This window comes from Shewanella sp. K8 (genome assembly GCF_028823715.1).
Lineage (GTDB): Bacteria > Pseudomonadota > Gammaproteobacteria > Enterobacterales > Shewanellaceae > Shewanella > Shewanella algae.
The window spans coordinates 40,674-58,446 of record NZ_JAPEHY010000014.1 but is presented as its reverse complement, the minus strand read 5'-3'; the positions used below and the strand labels follow the sequence as shown (position 1 = coordinate 58,446).

The following is a 17,773-nucleotide window of genomic DNA, read 5'->3' as shown; positions in this document are numbered from 1 at the left end:
CTCACAGTATGGTTAAAGCAGGGCAAGAGCTTTGGGCCCTGCATTCCAGATGTTGGCCGGAGACAGACTATGACCAGCTTACCCTCAGAAGCATTTGCCAGTGAAGATCGCAGCATGGGCCATTTTTTATATGCGCTTATGTGTGCCTTTCCGTTGTTTTTCCTGCCTGTGATCCTGAGCCTGTTGATTAACTTAAGCCAAAGGCAGGTTGCACCTCTGTCGCTGCTGGGTTCTCACTTGCGCTGGCAAAGGCGCAGTATTATGGGTTTGGCACTGCTACTGGCTATGGGCTACTGGGTCAATCCGCTGTGGCTCAGCCTCAGCTTGTGCGCCCTGGGGGTTATCTGGTTCAGTTACCGAATCTTCAAGGGCTGGCTCAGCCTCACAGATGGACAAGCCATGTAGCTCTTGTCTGCTACCAGGGAAGCGGTCAGCCTGATCGCAAGGAAATATGACGGACTATCAACTCTTCTGTGTGCTGGCGGCGCTGGCACTGATTATCTCGCTGTTATCCAGCCGTTTTCACTCACTGCAAGAAACCATAGCCATCACAGGCCTGGCCATGCTCCTTAGCCTGATTATACTGGTGGTGGGTAAGTTGTTTGAGCTGGATATCCATATCAAAACCATTTCGGTATTGCAGCGGCTCGACTTTCAGGCGCTGCTGCTGAACGGTATGTTGGGTTTTCTGCTCTTCGCCGGTGCGCTGCAGATAAGGCTCAAGGTGCTGGCCAGCCAGAAATGGGAAATTCTCTGTCTGGCTCTGCTAGGAACTGTGATTTCCACTCTGACAGTGGCAACGCTTTGCTTCTATTTGATGCCGCTGCTGGGATTGATACTGCCCTGGAGTTACTGTTTGTTGTTCGGGGCTTTGATATCACCAACCGATCCGATAGCGGTTTTGGCCATCTTGAAAAAACTCGGCGCGCCTGAGGATATTGCCATTCAGGTTGAGGGTGAGTCGCTGTTCAATGATGGCATTGGCCTGGTGCTGTTTGTTGCTGTCTCGCAGCTGGCTTTTTCTGCCGAGGCTCTGAGCCTGGCCGATGTCGGCGCGCTGTTTTTCCATGAGGCCGTTGGTGGCATTGCCTATGGCCTGGCGCTGGCCTTTGCGCTGCATCAACTGATGAAACTCACGGATGAAGAAACCCAGAGACTCTTGATTACCTTGGTGGTGCCGACCGCAGGTTATGTGATGGCAGAAAAACTCTCGGTGTCCGGCCCTCTGGCCATGGTGGCCGCTGGAATCGTGCTGGGGAATTTCACCGTGCCAAAATGCTTTGGGGTCACGGGGAGAATATTGCTGCAAAGGTTCTGGGGCCTGCTTGAACACTTCTTCAATTCGCTCTTGTTCCTGCTATTGGGGCTCCTGCTGCTGTTGACCCATCTGGATATGCAACTCTGGTGGTTTGTGCTGCTGAGTATCCCTGTGGTGTTGTTGGCAAGATGTGTCAGTGTGTACTTACCTTATCTGGGGTTCCGGCGTATGCGGCAATACAGCCAAGGCGCGGAGGGGATCCTGATCTGGGGCGGGCTCAAGGGCGGCCTGGCGCTGGCTATGGCCATGAGTATTCCGGCGGGGATAGTGCTGACCCCCGAGCTGGAGCTCAGGGATCTCTTGCTGGTAATGACCTATGCCGTGGTGGTCTTTTCTATCATGGTGCAGGGCTCAACGGTTTCCCGTTTGATCCGCCGCAGCCGCGAGGCGGCAGAGGCCGGTAAAGCCGCTGCCGAATCGACTCAAGCTGTCTGATACAGCTTGGCGATTAAGCCTCCATGTTGCTGTGGATGACGGACATCGACTGCGATGATTAAACCATCTACTCCCAACGCCTTGATAGCCAAGGCCTGAGCAGTCAGTGTTTGCTCACTGCTGCTTGGGCTGAGGCACAGACTTGGATTTACCAATAGCGGTAAGTGGCTCTGGGTTTTTAGTTCCACCAGGGCGGCGAGATCCAACACAAGTTGTTCTGGTTGATTCAATCCACTGACCCCCGCATCACAAAGGATCAACTGCTGATTCCCGCCGGCGAGCAGAGTATCGGCGCTGGTCAGCCAATCCTGTTGGCTGGCCATGGGATTACGCTCCAATATTACCGGCAGGTTCTGTCCACCAAGCGCGTTGAGCAGCTCTGTGTTGTACATCTGTTTGCCGCTGAGCAGCAGCATGTCGGCCGCGGTCTGGGCCAGAGCGAGATCTTCTGCATGCTCCAAGGTAACAATGCTCTGCAGCCCGGCTTGGTTTAACAGGCTCTGCAACTTGGGCAGTTGCTGTTTGGCATTGGGTTGGCGCGTCAGTGTGCTGAGAACCACCCCTTGAAATCCCGCTTCCCTGAGGGCCTTGGCGCTTGGGGCAAAGCTGGCTGCATCTATGGGGAGGTTCAGTTGCGCCAAGGCGGCGAACTGGCCTTGCCCCAGTTTGAGCTGGCCGCAACTAATTTCTGTGCTGGCCGGTTTATAGTGGCGGGAATGTCTCTGGGGTGACGGTTTGGCGCTGTCCTGCCTGGAACTCTCAGGTTCAATCAACAGTTGGCTGTGACTCAGCTGGGTTGGCTCGACCGTCTCACAAGGGTAACAGCCAAGTACCTTGATAAAGCGGGTGAGCCGCTCAAGCTCGGCAAGTGCTTGCTGCATAGCTATGGATGCCAGATTGGCATCGACATCCAGATAAAACATCTCTTCCCAAGGCGTGCCCGGGATAGGGCGTGACTCCAGCTTACTCATATTGAGGTTGTGATCTTTAAGGATCAGCAAGGCTTCCACCAAGGCGCCTGGCTTCTGACCGGTGGCCATAATCAGAGTAGTCTTGGCCGGCAGTTGCTCCGGCACTTCTATCGCCTTGCGGGCCACTACGATAAAGCGGCTCTGGTTGATTTTTTGATTGGCCAGTTCCTGCTCCAGAGGTTCCAACTGGTAGAGGGCGCCGCCTTCACTGGAGCCGATAGCGGCCACAGTGTTATCGCCCTGGAGAACTTTTTCCATTGCCTCGGCGCTGCTGGCGCAATATTCCAGACGAAAGTCGGGATGGCGGCTCAGGTAGCGGCTACATTGGCTGATGGGTTGGGGGTGGGCGTAGACGGTTTTAATATCCGCAAGCTTGCTTCCCGCTTTGGCCAGCAGACAGTGACCCACTTCTATAGTGGTTTCACCCACAATAGCCAGGCTGGTGTGCTGCAACACATCGTAGACTTCGTTGATTGAGCCGGATGAGGTGTTTTCTATCGGCAGAAAACCATAGTCGGCATGGCCGGACTCGACGGCCTGCACTATATCATCGAAGTTCTGACAACCCAGATCCTGCATCTCTACCTGACGGCGTTGACAGTAGCGGCTGGCGGCCAGGTAGGAATATGAACCTCTGGCGCCCAAATAGGCGATGCAGTATTGCTGTTTCTGGGTTTCGGGATTGGCTCTGCCCTGTAGGTAGGCTTGCTGGTTCAGTACAGAATCTTCAATAATGGCCTGGTACAGACTGATGACATAGTGGGCATCCAGCCCCTGTTCCCGCCCTTGGCGAACCAGCCTGGCCAAGAGTTCTTTTTCTCTCTGGGTATCACGGATAGGGCGAATGTCCACCTCTTTGCTGCGGGCGACTTCCAGGCTGAGTTGCCGGCGTTTGGCCAACAGTGCCAACAGATCCCTGTCCAGGGTAGTGATGTCATCCCTTATTCGCTCCAGCGATGGTACTTTGTTCATTCTGACCTCTAAACCAGTAATACTCAGTGCATGATACAGACAAAAAAGCCTCCCGGGTGGGAGGCTTGGCAATTTTCACTTTCGTTTTTACACGTCAGGGCCGCCTCCGGAAATGAGGTGTAAAAAAGAAAATAAAAAATGAGCGATTGAGGTATTTCATGGCGTTTAAGCTAAAACTATCCCCTTGGGCTGTCAATCAAAAAATCCTTGGGTTCAGCAATGAAAAGCGCACCCGGAGGTGCGCTGGTTAGTGGGAGATTGAAATATCAAGCTGCGTAATCCTCCTTATAATCATATTCGAACTCAGGTTCGGTGGCTTCGGTTTCCAAGGCACCACGCTGAGCTGCGGGTTTGTGGGTCAGGCGATTGAGCTGTTTTTCCAGCTTTTGTCCCATTGCATTTATGGCTGCGTAGAGATTTTCATGTTTCGCCTGGGCAAAAAGTTGTCCGTTGGCCAGTTTAATTGATGCTTCTATTTTAAAGAGTGGCCCTTCTGTGAGGATGATGACATGGGGATTAATCAACTGGGTATCGTAACGGTTCAGTTTGGCAAGGCGGCTCTCAACACGTTCACGGATAGCAGCTGTGACTTCAAATTGCTTGCTGGTGATCTTTAGCATATTGTCAAACCCTCTGTTGTTTCCTTGACTTCAGACTAACAATACCTGAGGTTAAAAATGTGATCCAGATCAATATTTATGGCGAGTCAGAGAGCGTTTGTCACTTATTTGATCACTTAGACAAGTTTGGATAATTTTGCCCTAAAAAGCCTTGAACCCTTGTCAATAAAGGGTCATATTCGATGAGATCACTGAGTATCAGTCCTTTCCGATTGCCTCCTTCCCTCGCTTTAAATATCATCATGTTTGTCATCTACAACTCTTTACCCTTATGCCGTTTGGGCCAAAACGGGTGATAACAGGAAGTACTTTATGAATAACAACGAAGTTAAAGTGAAGGTCTGGGATATACCTGTGCGGGTGTTTCATTGGGGTATGCTGCTGCTCCTGGCCGGGCTATGGTGGAGCGCCGATCAGGGGGAGATGAGTTATCACCAGTTGTTTGCCTATAGTCTGATGATCTTGCTGGTGGTGCGGCTTATTTGGGGCTTTATCGGCAGCGACACAGCCCGTTTCAGCCACTTTGTCCGTCATCCCCGCCAGGCATTGGATTATCTTGCCAAGATGCGGGCCAAGCAGGCTCCTCATTCTTTAGGGCATAACCCTCTTGGGGGTTATATGGTGGTGCTATTGCTGGTCATCATCAGTCTGCAATTGGTGTCGGGTTTGTTTGCCACAGATGAGATATTCACCGAAGGGCCCTTGGTCTCCTATGTCAGCGGTGAAACCGCCAGTTGGTTTACCTGGTTACACAAGAAGAATTTCGATCTTTTATTGATCCTTGCCGGTATTCATGTGGCCGCCGTCTTGTTGCACCGCTTCAAAGGTGAAAAGCTGGTGGGGGCCATGTTCAGTGGCTATAAGCGCTTACCTGCTGCAGAAGCACAGCAGCCCAGATTTGCGTCTCTGATGTTGGCACTGGTGCTTTTGTTGGTGGTTGCCGTGCCTGTGGTGCACTTCTTGATGATGCCCGTGATCGGCATGTTGTAAGCTTCCGAGCATTAAAAAAGCCTGCTTGATGCAGGCTTTTTTAATGGAATCGACGAAAGAGCTTAGTCTTTCTTGTAGACGTCGTGGCAGCCTTTGCAGCTCTTGCCAACGGCACCGAAGGCTTTTTTCAGCTCATTCTTGTCGCCACCTTTGGCCGCTATGGCCAGGGCATCGGCATTGGTTTGCAGTTCTTTGAACTTGGCTTCAAAGTCAGCCTTGTCAGCCCAAATCTTGGCCAGGGCTTCAGTATTACCCTTGTCTGAACCGTCGATAAAGCCTTCCAGTGGCAGTTTCGCCAGGGCGGCCACATTGGCTGCACGCATAGCTGCAACATCGGCGTCAAAGTCTTTCTTGCCTTTGAGCATGGCACCGATATCACCGAAGTTATAGGCCATCAGGCTGAAACCAGACTGACGGTACTGGATGGCATCATCGCTGCTTTCAAAGTTGTGGGCCTGAACAGCTGTAGCGCTAAGCGCCGCGGTGGCGGCTAACATCAGTAAGTATTTTTTCATTATCATTCTCACAAGTTTGTGCGTTAATGTGACATTGCTTGGCTATTGTACACATTTTGTGTGACAGAGGGAGTAGGCTTTTTCAGTTTACATGTAAAGTTTTGTCAGTAACTGGCTGCTAAAACACGACTTTTTTTCGCAGGAAAACGAGGCTATACTGTGTTCACGTACCATTACGTGAACACGAATGAGTTTATATGCGCCCAGATTGGATATCAGTACTGGATAAAGTGCTAGCCCATAACAATCCAGAAGATCTTAATTACCTGTTTGAGCTGCTGCTGACCGATGATGAAAGACATGCCATCGCCGGCCGTTTGAAGGTGTTTCAGGTATTGCTTGAAGGGGAGATGAGTCAAAGACAGATAGCTGCCGAATATGAGGTGAGCATTGCGACAATCACCCGTTGCTCCAACTATTTGAAGCATATGCCCGCAGCGCTGAAAGAAAAGATCCGCGCCTTGATCCTTTGAGTTACATCAGAGGCTGTCGCGGCAATTTGTGGCGGCGGTAGAGGTGACGCTGACTCAGAATATAGCTTCCCCAGGCACAAATGAGCAGCCCCAGCAGTTGGTACACTTCCTTATCTGCAAATCTCAACAGCAGCATGCCCGACAGTAACCAGAGGAAAGGCAATCCTGCATACAGGGGTTCGGGCCAAAATCCCCCCCGTCGCAGGCGTTTGGGATCGCTGCGTCTGTGACTCGAACGCAAATTGTAAATCCAGGCCGCGGCCAATATAAGCAAAACGGAACCCAGGATCCCAAGTAGGGGATCGAGTAGATAGAGTGCCAGACTACCGGTAAAAAAATACAGATAGGGCAGACTCTCATAGACCATTCTGGACAAGATCACGGGGCATTCCTTCGCATCCAGGTTATCTATTGATTCTAGTCCAAAGCAGGAGCCCCAGCCTTGTTTTCCAAAGTGGAATAAACAAAGAGTCCGGCATTGGCCGGACTCTCGATTGATATCAGTAGTAGGCGTCGGTGTGACTGGCTATCAACCGCGGCAGCCGCAACCACCGTTACCGTCACAACCTTCTTTCTTGGTGCCTTCTTCGGCATCTGAGCTACAGCAACCGCCATGCTCGTGATCATGACCGCCACAGCATCCGCCGTGATCATGGCCGTGACTACCGCAACCGCCATGGGCGTGGATATGGCCGTGGGCGACCTCTTCGGCCGTCGCTTCACGCACGTCCATCACTTCCACATTAAAGGTCAGTGATTGGCCAGCCAGAGGGTGGTTGCCATCAACGATAACACTGTTGTCCAGTACTTCGGTCACTTGTACCGGGCGCTGGCCCATTTCAGTTTCGGCGATAAAGCGCATGCCTGGTACTATGTCCTGGATATCGCCAAAGGCTTCCAGAGGAACTTCCTGACGCAGACCATCGTGGTATGGGCCATAGGCTTCTTCGGCTTCTATGGTCACTTCCAGCGTATCGCCTTTGCCTTTGCCTTCCAGTGCTTTTTCAAGTCCCGGGATCAGGTTTTCCATACCGTGGAGGTAGACCATAGGATCTGCCTCAAAAGAACTTTCTATCAACTGACCCTTGGCGTCAGTCAGGCGGTAGTGAATGGTAACCGCGCTGTGTTGGGTGATTTGCATATCGCCTCCCGTTCAGAATGTGGCCGCATGATAACGTGCTTTTTCCGCGCTGGCGATATCCGAGCGTTGCTTATGCCAACTGTTGCACAGAGTTTTGCCACCATGACGACATTTTGGGTTGGAAAGGCACTAAAAAAGCCATTATTTTTCAAACGTCTTTCCAAAAATCTTGACTTGAGTGTTTTTGAACCCTGTAGGCTTTCACCTTGGTGTGCTCGACGGTTCCTGCTTGGCTGATACTCAGCTTTTATCCAATACACTTTACGTCAAGGTTAATTGCAATGAGGAGATTTCGTTGATGCTTATCCAGTTAAAAACAGACTTTGGTGAGGCTTATTCAATAAGATTGCCATTTCATTAAAATTTTCATGAAAACGCCCCTTGACAAGGGCTACAAAAAAAAGCAATCCTGTTTGCATTGCTGTCATTCTCGGGCTCAACTCCTGAATGAACCGGCCTGAACACAAGAGAACGAAACGAGTATAGAAACCCAATGTATCAGCTAAGCTCAGTTGTAATTACCACCATTACAACCACCACCATTACCAGTGTGGGGGCGGGCTGACTATACCCTGAAGAATTGCAAACAAGAAGCCCGCTCCCACCAAGGAGCGGGCTTTTTTGTTTCCTGGGCGGGCGCGGTATTTAAAGGAGAGATAGATGAAAGTAATGAAGTTCGGCGGTACCTCGCTGGCAAACTGGCAAAGGTTTGAAATGGCAGCAGAAATAGTTCTGACCAGTGCCAGAGAAGAGCAAGTGGCCACAGTGCTGTCGGCTCCGGCAACCGTAACCAACAATCTATTGGCCATGGTCGATATGGTATTGGCAAAGGGGGATGTCGACGAGGCCCTTGCCAAGGTGGCTGAGGTATTTGAAGCCTTGTATGCCGATGCATCTGTATCTCTCGCAGAGGAAGCCAGACAGCAGCTGAAGAAGGTATTGGCGCAGCAACTGGCGAGTTGGCGGGCAAAATTGGCTGGGGTTCAGCTTCTGGGGGAGTGTCCTGACAGTGTGCGGGCCGAGATCCTGGTAGCCGGGGAACGACTCTCGGCAGCCTTGATGGTTGAAGTGCTCAAGGCCAAGGGCGTCAGTGCCGGTTTACTCGACCCGAGAGAATTATTCCTCGGCGTCGGCACACCTCTGGAGTCTGTGGTGGATATCGCCGTCAGTAAGCCCAGATTTGCGTTGCTTAAACTCGATGAGCAGAGAGTGTGGGTCATGCCCGGGTTTACCGCCGCCGGTGCCGATGGCAAGGTGGTGACTCTGGGACGCAATGGTTCGGATTATTCGGCCGCAGTTTTGGCCGCTTGTCTGGATGCTGACAGCTGCGAAATCTGGACAGATGTCGATGGGGTCTACAATACCGACCCCCGGGTGGTTGCCGATGCCAAGCTGCTCTCCCAGCTCAGTTACCAGGAGGCGATGGAGCTCTCCTACTTTGGCGCCAAGGTACTGCACCCCAAGACCATTTCACCCATAGCCCAGTTCCAAATCCCTTGCTACATCAAAAACAGTTTCAACCCCCAGGCGCCGGGTACTCTGGTATCCAATCTGCCGGATCAGACCGGGCTGCAGGTCAAGGCGATTTCCAATCTGGATAACCAAACCATGTTCAACGTCTCAGGCCCGGGAATGAAAGGCATGGTGGGCATGGCGTCGCGTATTCTGGAGTCCATCGCCAGAGCCAAGGTTTCGGTATCGCTGATCACTCAAAGCTCCAGTGAGTACAGCATCAGTTTCTGTGTGGCCACTTTGGATGCCCCCAGAGTCAAGTGGGCGCTGGAGCAGGAGTTTGAACTTGAGCTCAAGAGTGAACTGTTGGAGCCGCTGGAGATGCGGGATCAACTGGCGATAGTGTCCCTGATAGGTGACGGTATGCGTACCCATAAGGGCGTGGCTGCGCGATTTTTCCAGGCTCTGGCCCAGGCTAGTGTCAATATCATCGCCATTGCCCAGGGCTCGTCCGAGCGCTCCATTTCGGCCGTGGTCGAGCAGCGCAAGACGCGTCATGCGGTGGCGGCCTGTCACCAGGGTTTTTTCGATGTGCAGCAGTATCTCGATGTCTTCCTGGTTGGCGCCGGCAATATAGGCGCAGGCTTGCTGGAGCAGATAAAACAGCAGGAAGCCATGCTCAAGGAGCAACATATCAGTATTCGGGTTTGCGCCATCGCCAACTCAGGCAAGATGTTGCTCGATGCCGCCGGTATCTCTTTGGCCGATTGGCAGCCAAGGCTCAACGATTCGTCCGTCGCCTTTGATCTGACACAGATGTTGGCTTGGGCCAAGGAGCAACAGTTGCTCAATCCCGTATTGCTGGATTGCACCTCTTCGGATGTCATAGCCGGCCGTTATCTGGATGTGATGAATGCCGGTTTGCACGTGGTGACGCCCAACAAGAAGGCCAATACCCGAGAGTTGGCATTTTACCGCGCACTGCGGCAAACCGCGCTGGCCCAACGGCGCCAGTTCCTTTATGAAACCAATGTCGGCGCCGGTTTGCCGGTTATCGATAACCTGAAAAAGCTGCTGTTTGCCGGTGATAAGCTGCTGCGTTTCCAGGGGATACTCTCGGGTTCGCTGTCGTTTATCTTCGGTATGCTGGATGAGGGGATGAGCCTGTCACAGGCCACGGCCATTGCCCGGGAAAAGTGCTTCACTGAGCCGGACCCCAGAGACGACCTCAACGGTATGGATGTGGCGCGCAAGGTGCTGATTTTGGCCCGGGAAGTGGGCTTGCCGTTGGAGCTGGATGATATTCAGGTGGAGTCTGTCTTGCCGGATGACTTCGATGCATCAGGTGATGTGGCCCAGTTTATGGCGGCTCTGCCGCAGTTGGATGCCGCCGTGGCCGAGCGGGTCGCTGCCGCCCATGCCAAGGGTAAACGCCTGCGCTATGTCGGCCAGATAGATGAGTCAGGTTGCAGGGTGCGTATCGCCGAAGTGGCGGCCGATGATCCCCTGTTCAGCGTCAAAGGCGGTGAGAATGCGCTGGCTTTCTACAGCCGCTACTATCAGCCGATCCCCTTTGTGCTCAGAGGCTATGGCGCCGGTACTGAAGTGACTGCCGCCGGAGTGTTCGCCGACTTGCTCAGAACCCTCAACTGGACTCGGGAGGTCAGCGCATGAGTCAGTTTATTCCCGCCAATGCACCTGTGACTGTCTATGCGCCCGCCTCTATGGGAAATGTCGGTGTCGGCTTCGATTTGCTGGGTGCCGCATTGGCACCCATTGATGGCAGTTTGCTGGGGGATACGGTCACAGTTGGCCCAGCGCCTTGCGGCGTTTCTCTCACTCAACTTGGCCCTTGGGCCCACAAACTGCCACAGGAGCCGCAGCAGAATATCGTTTATCGCTGCGCCGAGTTTTTCCTAGGTGAGGCCGGGATCAATCAAGGCGTTTCCTTGACCCTGTCCAAGAACCTGCCGGTGGGTAGCGGCCTTGGCTCCAGCGCCAGCTCAGTGGTGGCGGCGCTCTATGGTCTCAATGAATATTTTGGCCGTCCCTATGATGAGCAGGCCTTGCTGGGGTTGATGGGACGTTTTGAAGGGGAGATCAGTGGTTCGGTGCACTATGACAACGTCGCACCTTGCTACTTTGGGGGACTGCAACTGATGCTGGATTTGCCCGGGCGTATCTGCGAGCCCTTGCCGGCCTTTGATTCCTGGTACTGGCTGGTGGCCTATCCCGGGATTTCATTGTCGACGGCGGCCATGCGCGCCTTGATGCCGAACCTATACGACAAGGGAACCTGTATAGAATTTGGTCGCAATCTCAGCGCCTTTGTTCATGCCTGTTATCGCCAGGATGAGGCGCTGGCGCTGACTGTGTTGAAAGATGTGTTGGCCGAACCCTATCGGGCCGAGGCTATTCCCGGGTATCAGGCGGCGCGGCGCGGATTGTCTGAGCTGGGTATGTTGGCCACCGGGATTTCCGGCAGCGGCCCAACCCTGTTTTCCATCAGCGCCGATCTGGCCCGCGCCGAGCAGGCCAAGCGCTACCTGGAACAACACTATTTAACCGAAGCGGGCGGCTTTGCCCACATCTGCCGCCTGGATATGCAAGGCACCCGGGTATTGTCCTGAAACGCATTTTCATCCAAAAAAGAATTTAAGGCATCAATATGGAACTCTATAACCTCAAGCACCCGGCACAGCGGGTAAGTTTTACTGAAGCGCTCAAGCTGGGTCTTGGCATGGACCGAGGGCTCTTTTTCCCAACCCGGATCCCGAAAATGGCAGATGTCGATGCCCTGTTGGCCCTGCCTTTTGTTGAGCGCAGCAAGCAGATACTCGGTGCCTGGCTCGCCGATGAACTGGGGCAGGACTGTGTCGATAAGCTGGTGGAGAAGGCGTTTAATTTCCCTCTGCCGCTGGTGCAGATGGACGAGCAGCGCAGTTGTCTGGAGCTGTTTCATGGGCCAACCTTGGCTTTTAAAGACTTCGGTGCCCGTTTTATGGCTCAGTGTCTCAACCAGCTTGGCGGCTCAGAACCGCTGACCATTTTGACCGCGACCTCGGGGGATACAGGCGCGGCGGTGGCTGATGCCTTCTTTGGCCTGGATAAGGTGCGGGTGATGGTGCTCTATCCCAAAGGCAAGATCAGTGAGTTGCAGGAGAAGATGTTTGCCACTCTGGGCGGCAATATTCACACAGTTGCGGTCGAAGCCGACTTCGATGCCTGTCAGCACTTGGTCAAGCAAGCCTTTGAAGACAGTGATATTCGTGACGGTTTGCACCTGAATTCGGCCAACTCCATCAACATCAGCCGCTTGCTGGCGCAGATCTGTTATTACTTTGAAGCGGTCGCCCAGCATAGAAAGCAGCATCAATCGGCGCCGGTTGTCAGTGTCCCCAGTGGTAACTTCGGTAACCTGACCGCGGGTCTGCTGGCCAAAGCCATGGGATTGCCCATCAAGCGTTTTGTGGCGGCCACCAACAGCAATGATACTGTACCGCGCTATTTGAGTTTTGGTGATTGGGCGCCGCGGCAAACTGTTGCGACCATGTCCAACGCCATGGATGTGTCCGAGCCGAGCAACTGGCCGAGAGTGGAAGCGATTTTTGCCGAGATGAAATGGCCGCTGTCTGACTTGTCCGGCTTGGCGCTTTCCGAGGGGCAAACCCGTCAGGCCATGTTGGCGCTTGAGCAGACAGGTTATCTGGCAGAGCCCCATGCAGCGGTGGCCGCCGAGGCACTGCGTTTGTCTCTGCAGGATGAAGAGCAGGGGATTTTTCTGGCGACGGCACATCCGGCCAAATTCAAGGATGTGGTCGACCGCGAGTTGAACACCAGTCTGCCACTGCCACAGGCATTGCAAAGGGTGGCTGATAAGCCGCTGCTGTCGGCTGTTCTGCCGGTCGATTTTGATAGTCTTAAACAGCACATGTTTGCGGTGTTGAACTAAGACCTTGGTTCAGCTCTTGGAGGTCGATGGGGCTGCCAAGGATTGAATTTAGTGCAGCAATTATCCCAAAAGCCGCATCATTTGCGGCTTTTTACTGGGGCAGTCAGGAGATTGAATCGACGGAGAGCGAATGGATGGTTTAGCGGCTAAGGCTGTTCAGCCAGGCAATTTCTTCGGGCCAGATCTCCGGGCGTATGGTTTCCAATATCAAGGGTATCCCCTTGGTGGCTGGGTGGCCGAGAATATACTCGAAAGCGGTTTTGCCTATTTCGCCCATGCCCAGGGAGTCGTGGCGATCGACCCGGCTGCCGAGTCCCGTCTTGCTGTCGTTGAGGTGCATGCCCTTGAGGTATTGAAAGCCCACTATGCGGCCAAAGGCGTCAAAGCTTTCCCGGCAGCTTTCCTGAGTGCGAATGTCGTAACCCGCGGCAAACATATGGGCGGTATCCAGGCAAACACCGACTCTGGATTTATCCTCAACCCCGTCAATGATCTGTGCCAGTTGTTCAAAGCTGTGTCCCAGGTTGGAGCCTTGTCCCGCGGTATTTTCGATGACGGCACAGACGCCATCACAAGCTGCCAATGCCAGGTTGATTGAATCGCTGATGTTACGCAGACAGTGGTTTTCACTTATCTGTCGCAAGTGGCTGCCTGGATGAAAGTTCAGCAAGGTTAATCCTAACTGTTTGCAACGAAGCATCTCATCGACAAAGGCATCGCGGGATTTTTCCAGCAGCAAGGGATCCGGGTGTCCCAAGTTAATCAGATAGCTGTCGTGGGGCAGAATCGCCTCGGGTCTGAACCCCAATTTTTGGCAGTTTTCCTGAAAGGCGGCGATGGACTGCTCGGTTAAAGGTGCTGCCTGCCAGCGACGTTGATTCTTGGTAAACAGTGCAAATGCACTGGCCCCTATCTTGTGGGCATTGAGCGGAGCATTTTCCACACCACCCTGGGCGCTGACATGGGCACCAACCCACCTTTCCTGACTCGTCACCCAGACTCCTCTATAGCGCTTGGCAAGCTGGATAAGTCGCTAATATTGCAAACTTGTCTATGCTTGAATGACTGAAAAACAACGGAAAGGGACTTTAACGTGTTTTCCTCTGAGGCTCAAACCGAATTCCCTGGCGACTGGTCCCGACTGCTGATTGAACTGGCTAAATTGCAACTGGGTTTGACCCAGGGACAGGACGTATTGCCGGCCCTGTGCCAGACCCTGGTACATGCCTCAGGGGCAGAGGCTTTGCTGATGGTGGAACGCTCAGAGTTGGGCGCCAACGATATGCCGGAATCAGTCACCTGCTGGTGTCGGGATCCGGTTATCTATTTGACGCTTTGGAGCAGTGTTAATCAATGGGCCAAAGAAGCGAGCCAACAAGAGCTTCATCAATGGCTGAAATTTACCGTCTGGCCAATCAAAGATTCAGATCTATTGCTGTTTTTCCACTCATCGGCTCCCGGTTGGTTTGAGTCTTTGGCCTCATGCCAGGCCAGTATCGGCCCCTTGGTGGGGGCTATCTATCAATGTCAGCTCAGCCGCAGTTCATCACAGTCGGCAGAGGATGAACTCTGCTTCAAGGCCGTTATAGATGGTGCCGACAGTTTATTACTGCTGTTTAGTCTCGAACCTGAGCGAGAACCCATCCTTTACGCCAACCCGGCAGCCACAGCAGTGACCTTATATGCCAACCGGGAATTGGTGGGCGCCAATTTAACCGGCTTGTTGTTTGAAGGCGAAGAAAGTGATTCCTTTAGGGAGCAGTTGCGCCGCAAGGGCAGTTATACCGGGGAACTTTGGTGTCATAAGGGCGATGGCGGCAGGGAGTTATTGCATCTCAATTGTTACTGTATTTCCCAAAGTCGGCGCATATACGCCGTTATAGGTCGCGATTACAGCGAGCAGCATCAGTTGCAGCAGGCCGTGGCCAGAACCCAGAAGATGCAGGCCATAGGGGAGTTGGTCGGTGGCATAGCCCACGACTTCAACAATATTCTCGGGGTATTGAAGGGTAACCTGGAGTTAATGCAGCTTAAAACCTCTGATCCCAAAGCTGAAAAATACCTCAATACCGCCTTTAAGGCCTGCCAACGGGGCACAGATCTGACCCGCAGACTATTGTCGTTTTCGCGCCAGGAACAGTTCAATGCCGAGCCTTGCCAGGTCAATGAGGTGATTGAAGGTTTGCAGGAGTTGTTTGCTAAGTCCTTGACCAGTCAAATAACATTGAGTATTGAGCTGGCACCGGATAACAAACCTGTGATGCTCGACAAAGGGGACCTGGAAGACGCCTTATTGAATCTGCTGCTCAATGGTCGCGATGCTATGGAGGGCAAGGGAGAACTCAAGATACGTACCGGCAGTTGCTATTTGAGTGGTTATCTACCCGGGATCGCCATAGGCAAGACCCAGGTAGAGCCCGGGCATTATGTATGGATCAGTGTGATTGATGGCGGCAGTGGTATTCCTGAAGCCTTTCAGGACAAGGTATTCGACCCGTTCTTCACCACCAAGGGCAAGAGTAAGGGCACAGGTCTTGGACTGGCCATGGTGTACGGTTTTGTTAAACGTTCCAAGGGTTATATCGCCATCCTGAACACAGGCGCCGCCGGCACTGAATTCAGATTATGGTTCCCGCAGAGTCGTAAGTTGGCGACTGAGCCACAACTCAGTGCCAATATGGGGGAATTGCCCAGAGTCAGGCGTCCGATAAAGGCGATAGTGGTGGATGATGAGCCTGAGATGCTGGAAGTGATGGCCGACTATTGCGACCTGCTGGGGATAGAGGCGGAGCTGTTCCACGACCCCATCACAGTGCTGCAACGCTACGAGCAGCAGCGTTGTGATGCCGAGCTTCTTATCACAGATGTGTTGATGCCTGGCGGTATCAACGGCTATGAACTTGCACAAAAACTCAATGTTAAACACTCACTGCTGGTGTTGCTGATCTCCGGCTTTATTCAGGACATAGGTATTTCCAGCGCCGATGAGATGCCGTTTCCGGTACTGCATAAACCCTTTGATCTGACAGGATTGATTCTGGCACTCAAGCAGGTGGGAATTAGATTTGCTGATGACAGTAAGGGAGAGTTATGGACAATTTAACTGTCTGGGTAGTGGATGATGATGTTGATTATCTGGCTTTGATAGAGGAAGTCTTACAGGATGATTACTCCGTCAAAGTGTTTGATTCGGCGGCAGCTTATTTGTCGGCGTTGGAGTCGGCGACACCGGAAATTATCCTGATGGATATCAATCTGCCGGATTCCAGCGGTGTGGAGCTATGTGCTCACTTGCAATCACAGGGGCGAGAGGCGTCAGTGGTATTTGTTTCCGGTATGAATACCCTCAATGAGCGCCTCAAGGCCTATGAGGCCGGGGCGGTAGACTTTATCGCCAAACCCTTTGAGCTGAAAGAGCTGTTGGCCAAGGTACGCAGTGTGGCGCAATATCAACAGCGCAAACAGTCTCTGATGCAGGCCGAGTCCATGTCGAGAAATATGGCGTTTCAGTCCATGAGTGAATCGTCCCAATATGGCTGTGTGCTGCAATTCTTCCGCCAATGTTTTCTTTGTAACAACTACCGTGCCCTTGCCGATGCCTTTTTTGAGCTGATGACTCAGCTCAACCTCAATACCTGTCTGGAAATACGCACAGACAGCGCCGAATATTTTGTGCCGGACAATGCCCAGATAAGCCCGATAGAAGCCAATATCTTTGAACTTTTGGACAAACAGGGACGCCTGTATGACTTTGGCAACCGAACCATGTGCAATGACAAGCATGTGTCATTCTTGATCAAGAATATGCCGGTCAAGGATGAGGTGCTTTACGGCCGCCTCAGGGATGTGATTGCCGTTGTGGTCGAAGGATTGGAGGCCAGGGTATTGGACATAGAGCGCCAGCAGATGCTGCGACGGGTGATGGATAGGTTACACCTGCTGATGAAGCAGTTGGGTGATTCCATGCAGCAACAGGATCAGCACTTCTGCGATACCTTATCGGGGATCACTACTGAAATTCGCAGCAGCTTTCATGTGCTGGATATGACAGAAGAGCAGGAGAGTTATTTTACCTCCATGGTTGAGCGACATCTGCGCGAAGCCAGCTCTGCCGGTGAAGCCTTCAATCGTATCCGTGGCTCTCTCAAAGAGATGCTGGTGATGATGGAGGAAAGCCAGGGGTGCTGAGGCGCTTGGCCAGCTTTTGGTGCTAGCAGCGTAAGGTCATTGAAGATTATACAAGGTGCTAATTTATGAAGTATTGATTTAGAAGGTTATTTTCCTTGATCTTTATCATGTCCCCGGAAAACATCTATGGTTAGTATTGAGTAATATTTGGCCTGTTTACTACTATTACCTAGAAAGGCCCGACTCAAAATGGAGTGCCCTATGCTGCAAAGATTGATGAATGACCACAAGCATATTGCCATATTGCTGAAGTTGCTGAAGGGGAAATACCTGAAGCTGGCCGAAGGTGAGCACGTCAATTTTAATCTGGTACGGGATGTTGTCGAATATATGCAGGGCTATGCCGAGCACAGCCATCATCCACTCGAAGACATCATTTACGACTATTTCCTTATCAAGGAGAGCCGTACCGAGCCTACCCGGCGTCTTGAGGAAGAGCACCAAAAATTGATTGAAGCTTCATCGGCCTTGATGGCGACACTCAACCTGATCCTGAACGATGTGGTGGTGGCCAAGGAAAAACTGGTTGCTGAATTGAAGGGATATGTGGATTTGCAGGAAAAGCACATGCTGTATGAAGAGCGGGAGATCTTTCCTTTGCTTGCCAAGAGCCTGAAGGATGAAGACTGGCAGAAGATCCAAAGCATGTGTGAGTTGAAGCTGATAGAGGATCCTTTGTTCAGCAGCGATGATAACCAGCTATTCGACGAGCTGAGAAGCTATATTCAAACCGCAGACAGATAACC

16 protein-coding genes and 2 other annotated features are annotated in these 17,773 nt (G+C 52.5%); of the genes, 10 read left to right on the top strand and 6 right to left on the bottom strand.

Annotated features, from left to right (window positions below; all coding sequences use genetic code 11):
- Positions 1-69: 69 nt before the first annotated feature.
- Both ON072_RS09535 and ON072_RS09530 read left to right on the top strand, forming a co-directional pair.
- A complete protein-coding gene (locus ON072_RS09535; protein WP_028779791.1) occupies positions 70-405 on the top strand; it encodes a hypothetical protein in 336 nt (111 codons plus the stop codon).
- 46 nt (positions 406-451) lie between these two features.
- A complete protein-coding gene (locus ON072_RS09530) occupies positions 452-1,753 on the top strand; it encodes a cation:proton antiporter (RefSeq protein ID WP_096140804.1) in 1,302 nt (433 codons plus the stop codon).
- Here the strand turns inward: ON072_RS09530 and ON072_RS09525 are convergent.
- Positions 1,741-3,696, bottom strand: coding sequence for a chorismate mutase (locus tag ON072_RS09525; RefSeq protein WP_107110675.1), 1,956 nt, complete (start codon positions 3,694-3,696; stop codon positions 1,741-1,743). The genes ON072_RS09530 and ON072_RS09525 overlap by 13 nt on opposite strands.
- Positions 3,697-3,734: 38 nt before the next feature.
- Positions 3,735-3,854 (bottom strand) — a sequence feature (Phe leader region).
- A gap of 108 nt (positions 3,855-3,962) precedes the next feature.
- Complete coding sequence (gene hpf, locus ON072_RS09520) at positions 3,963-4,316, bottom strand: ribosome hibernation-promoting factor, HPF/YfiA family (RefSeq protein WP_025010573.1); 354 nt, start codon at positions 4,314-4,316, stop codon at positions 3,963-3,965.
- 312 nt (positions 4,317-4,628) lie between these two features.
- On the opposite strand from hpf, the gene ON072_RS09515 reads away from it, so the two are divergent.
- Complete coding sequence (locus ON072_RS09515) at positions 4,629-5,306, top strand: cytochrome b/b6 domain-containing protein (protein WP_025010574.1); 678 nt, start codon at positions 4,629-4,631, stop codon at positions 5,304-5,306.
- Positions 5,307-5,368: 62 nt separating this feature from the next.
- Here the strand turns inward: ON072_RS09515 and ON072_RS09510 are convergent, their stop codons facing one another.
- Entirely contained in the window at positions 5,369-5,821 is a 453-nt protein-coding gene (locus ON072_RS09510; RefSeq protein WP_025010575.1) for a c-type cytochrome, read from the bottom strand.
- Positions 5,822-6,018: 197 nt separating this feature from the next.
- Here ON072_RS09510 and trpR point away from each other — a divergent pair, with 197 nt between their 5' ends.
- Positions 6,019-6,294, top strand: a complete 276-nt coding sequence (gene trpR / locus ON072_RS09505) for a trp operon repressor (RefSeq protein WP_045283537.1) — start codon at positions 6,019-6,021, stop codon at positions 6,292-6,294.
- A gap of 1 nt (position 6,295) precedes the next feature.
- On the opposite strand, the gene ON072_RS09500 is transcribed toward trpR, so the two are convergent.
- Both ON072_RS09500 and slyD read right to left on the bottom strand, forming a co-directional pair.
- Positions 6,296-6,676: a hypothetical protein gene (locus ON072_RS09500; RefSeq protein WP_025887196.1), complete on the bottom strand. Its 381-nt coding sequence runs from the start codon at positions 6,674-6,676 to the stop codon at positions 6,296-6,298.
- Between the two features lie 147 nt (positions 6,677-6,823).
- Positions 6,824-7,435: a peptidylprolyl isomerase gene (gene slyD / locus ON072_RS09495; protein ID WP_025887197.1), complete on the bottom strand. Its 612-nt coding sequence runs from the start codon at positions 7,433-7,435 to the stop codon at positions 6,824-6,826.
- A gap of 505 nt (positions 7,436-7,940) precedes the next feature.
- Positions 7,941-8,061, top strand: a sequence feature (Thr leader region).
- A 34-nt stretch (positions 8,062-8,095) separates the two neighbouring features.
- On the opposite strand from slyD, the gene thrA reads away from it, so the two are divergent.
- Genes thrA through thrC form a run of 3 tightly spaced genes read left to right on the top strand, consistent with a single transcriptional unit; the run spans position 8,096 to position 12,839 of the window.
- A complete protein-coding gene (thrA, locus tag ON072_RS09490) occupies positions 8,096-10,561 on the top strand; it encodes a bifunctional aspartate kinase/homoserine dehydrogenase I (protein WP_107352751.1) in 2,466 nt (821 codons plus the stop codon).
- Positions 10,558-11,517 carry a homoserine kinase gene (gene thrB, locus ON072_RS09485; protein WP_107352752.1) on the top strand — a complete coding sequence of 320 codons (960 nt, stop codon included), beginning with the start codon at positions 10,558-10,560 and terminating at the stop codon, positions 11,515-11,517. The genes thrA and thrB overlap by 4 nt, the downstream gene beginning before the upstream one ends.
- Before the next feature lie 38 nt (positions 11,518-11,555).
- Positions 11,556-12,839, top strand: coding sequence for a threonine synthase (thrC, locus tag ON072_RS09480; RefSeq protein WP_261753131.1), 1,284 nt, complete (start codon positions 11,556-11,558; stop codon positions 12,837-12,839).
- Positions 12,840-12,978: 139 nt separating this feature from the next.
- On the opposite strand, the gene nfo is transcribed toward thrC, so the two are convergent.
- Positions 12,979-13,833, bottom strand: coding sequence for a deoxyribonuclease IV (gene nfo, locus ON072_RS09475; protein ID WP_045283538.1), 855 nt, complete (start codon positions 13,831-13,833; stop codon positions 12,979-12,981).
- Positions 13,834-13,932: 99 nt separating this feature from the next.
- On the opposite strand from nfo, the gene ON072_RS09470 reads away from it, so the two are divergent.
- The 3 genes from ON072_RS09470 to ON072_RS09460 all read left to right on the top strand — a co-directional run bounded on the left by ON072_RS09470 (position 13,933) and on the right by ON072_RS09460 (position 17,771).
- Positions 13,933-15,942, top strand: a complete 2,010-nt coding sequence (locus tag ON072_RS09470; RefSeq protein WP_261753132.1) for an ATP-binding protein — start codon at positions 13,933-13,935, stop codon at positions 15,940-15,942.
- Positions 15,930-17,027 carry a response regulator transcription factor gene (locus ON072_RS09465; protein ID WP_045283539.1) on the top strand — a complete coding sequence of 366 codons (1,098 nt, stop codon included), beginning with the start codon at positions 15,930-15,932 and terminating at the stop codon, positions 17,025-17,027. The genes ON072_RS09470 and ON072_RS09465 overlap by 13 nt, the downstream gene beginning before the upstream one ends.
- A gap of 201 nt (positions 17,028-17,228) precedes the next feature.
- Positions 17,229-17,771, top strand: coding sequence for a hemerythrin domain-containing protein (locus ON072_RS09460; protein ID WP_025010584.1), 543 nt, complete (start codon positions 17,229-17,231; stop codon positions 17,769-17,771).
- The last annotated feature ends 2 nt before the right edge of the window (positions 17,772-17,773 follow it).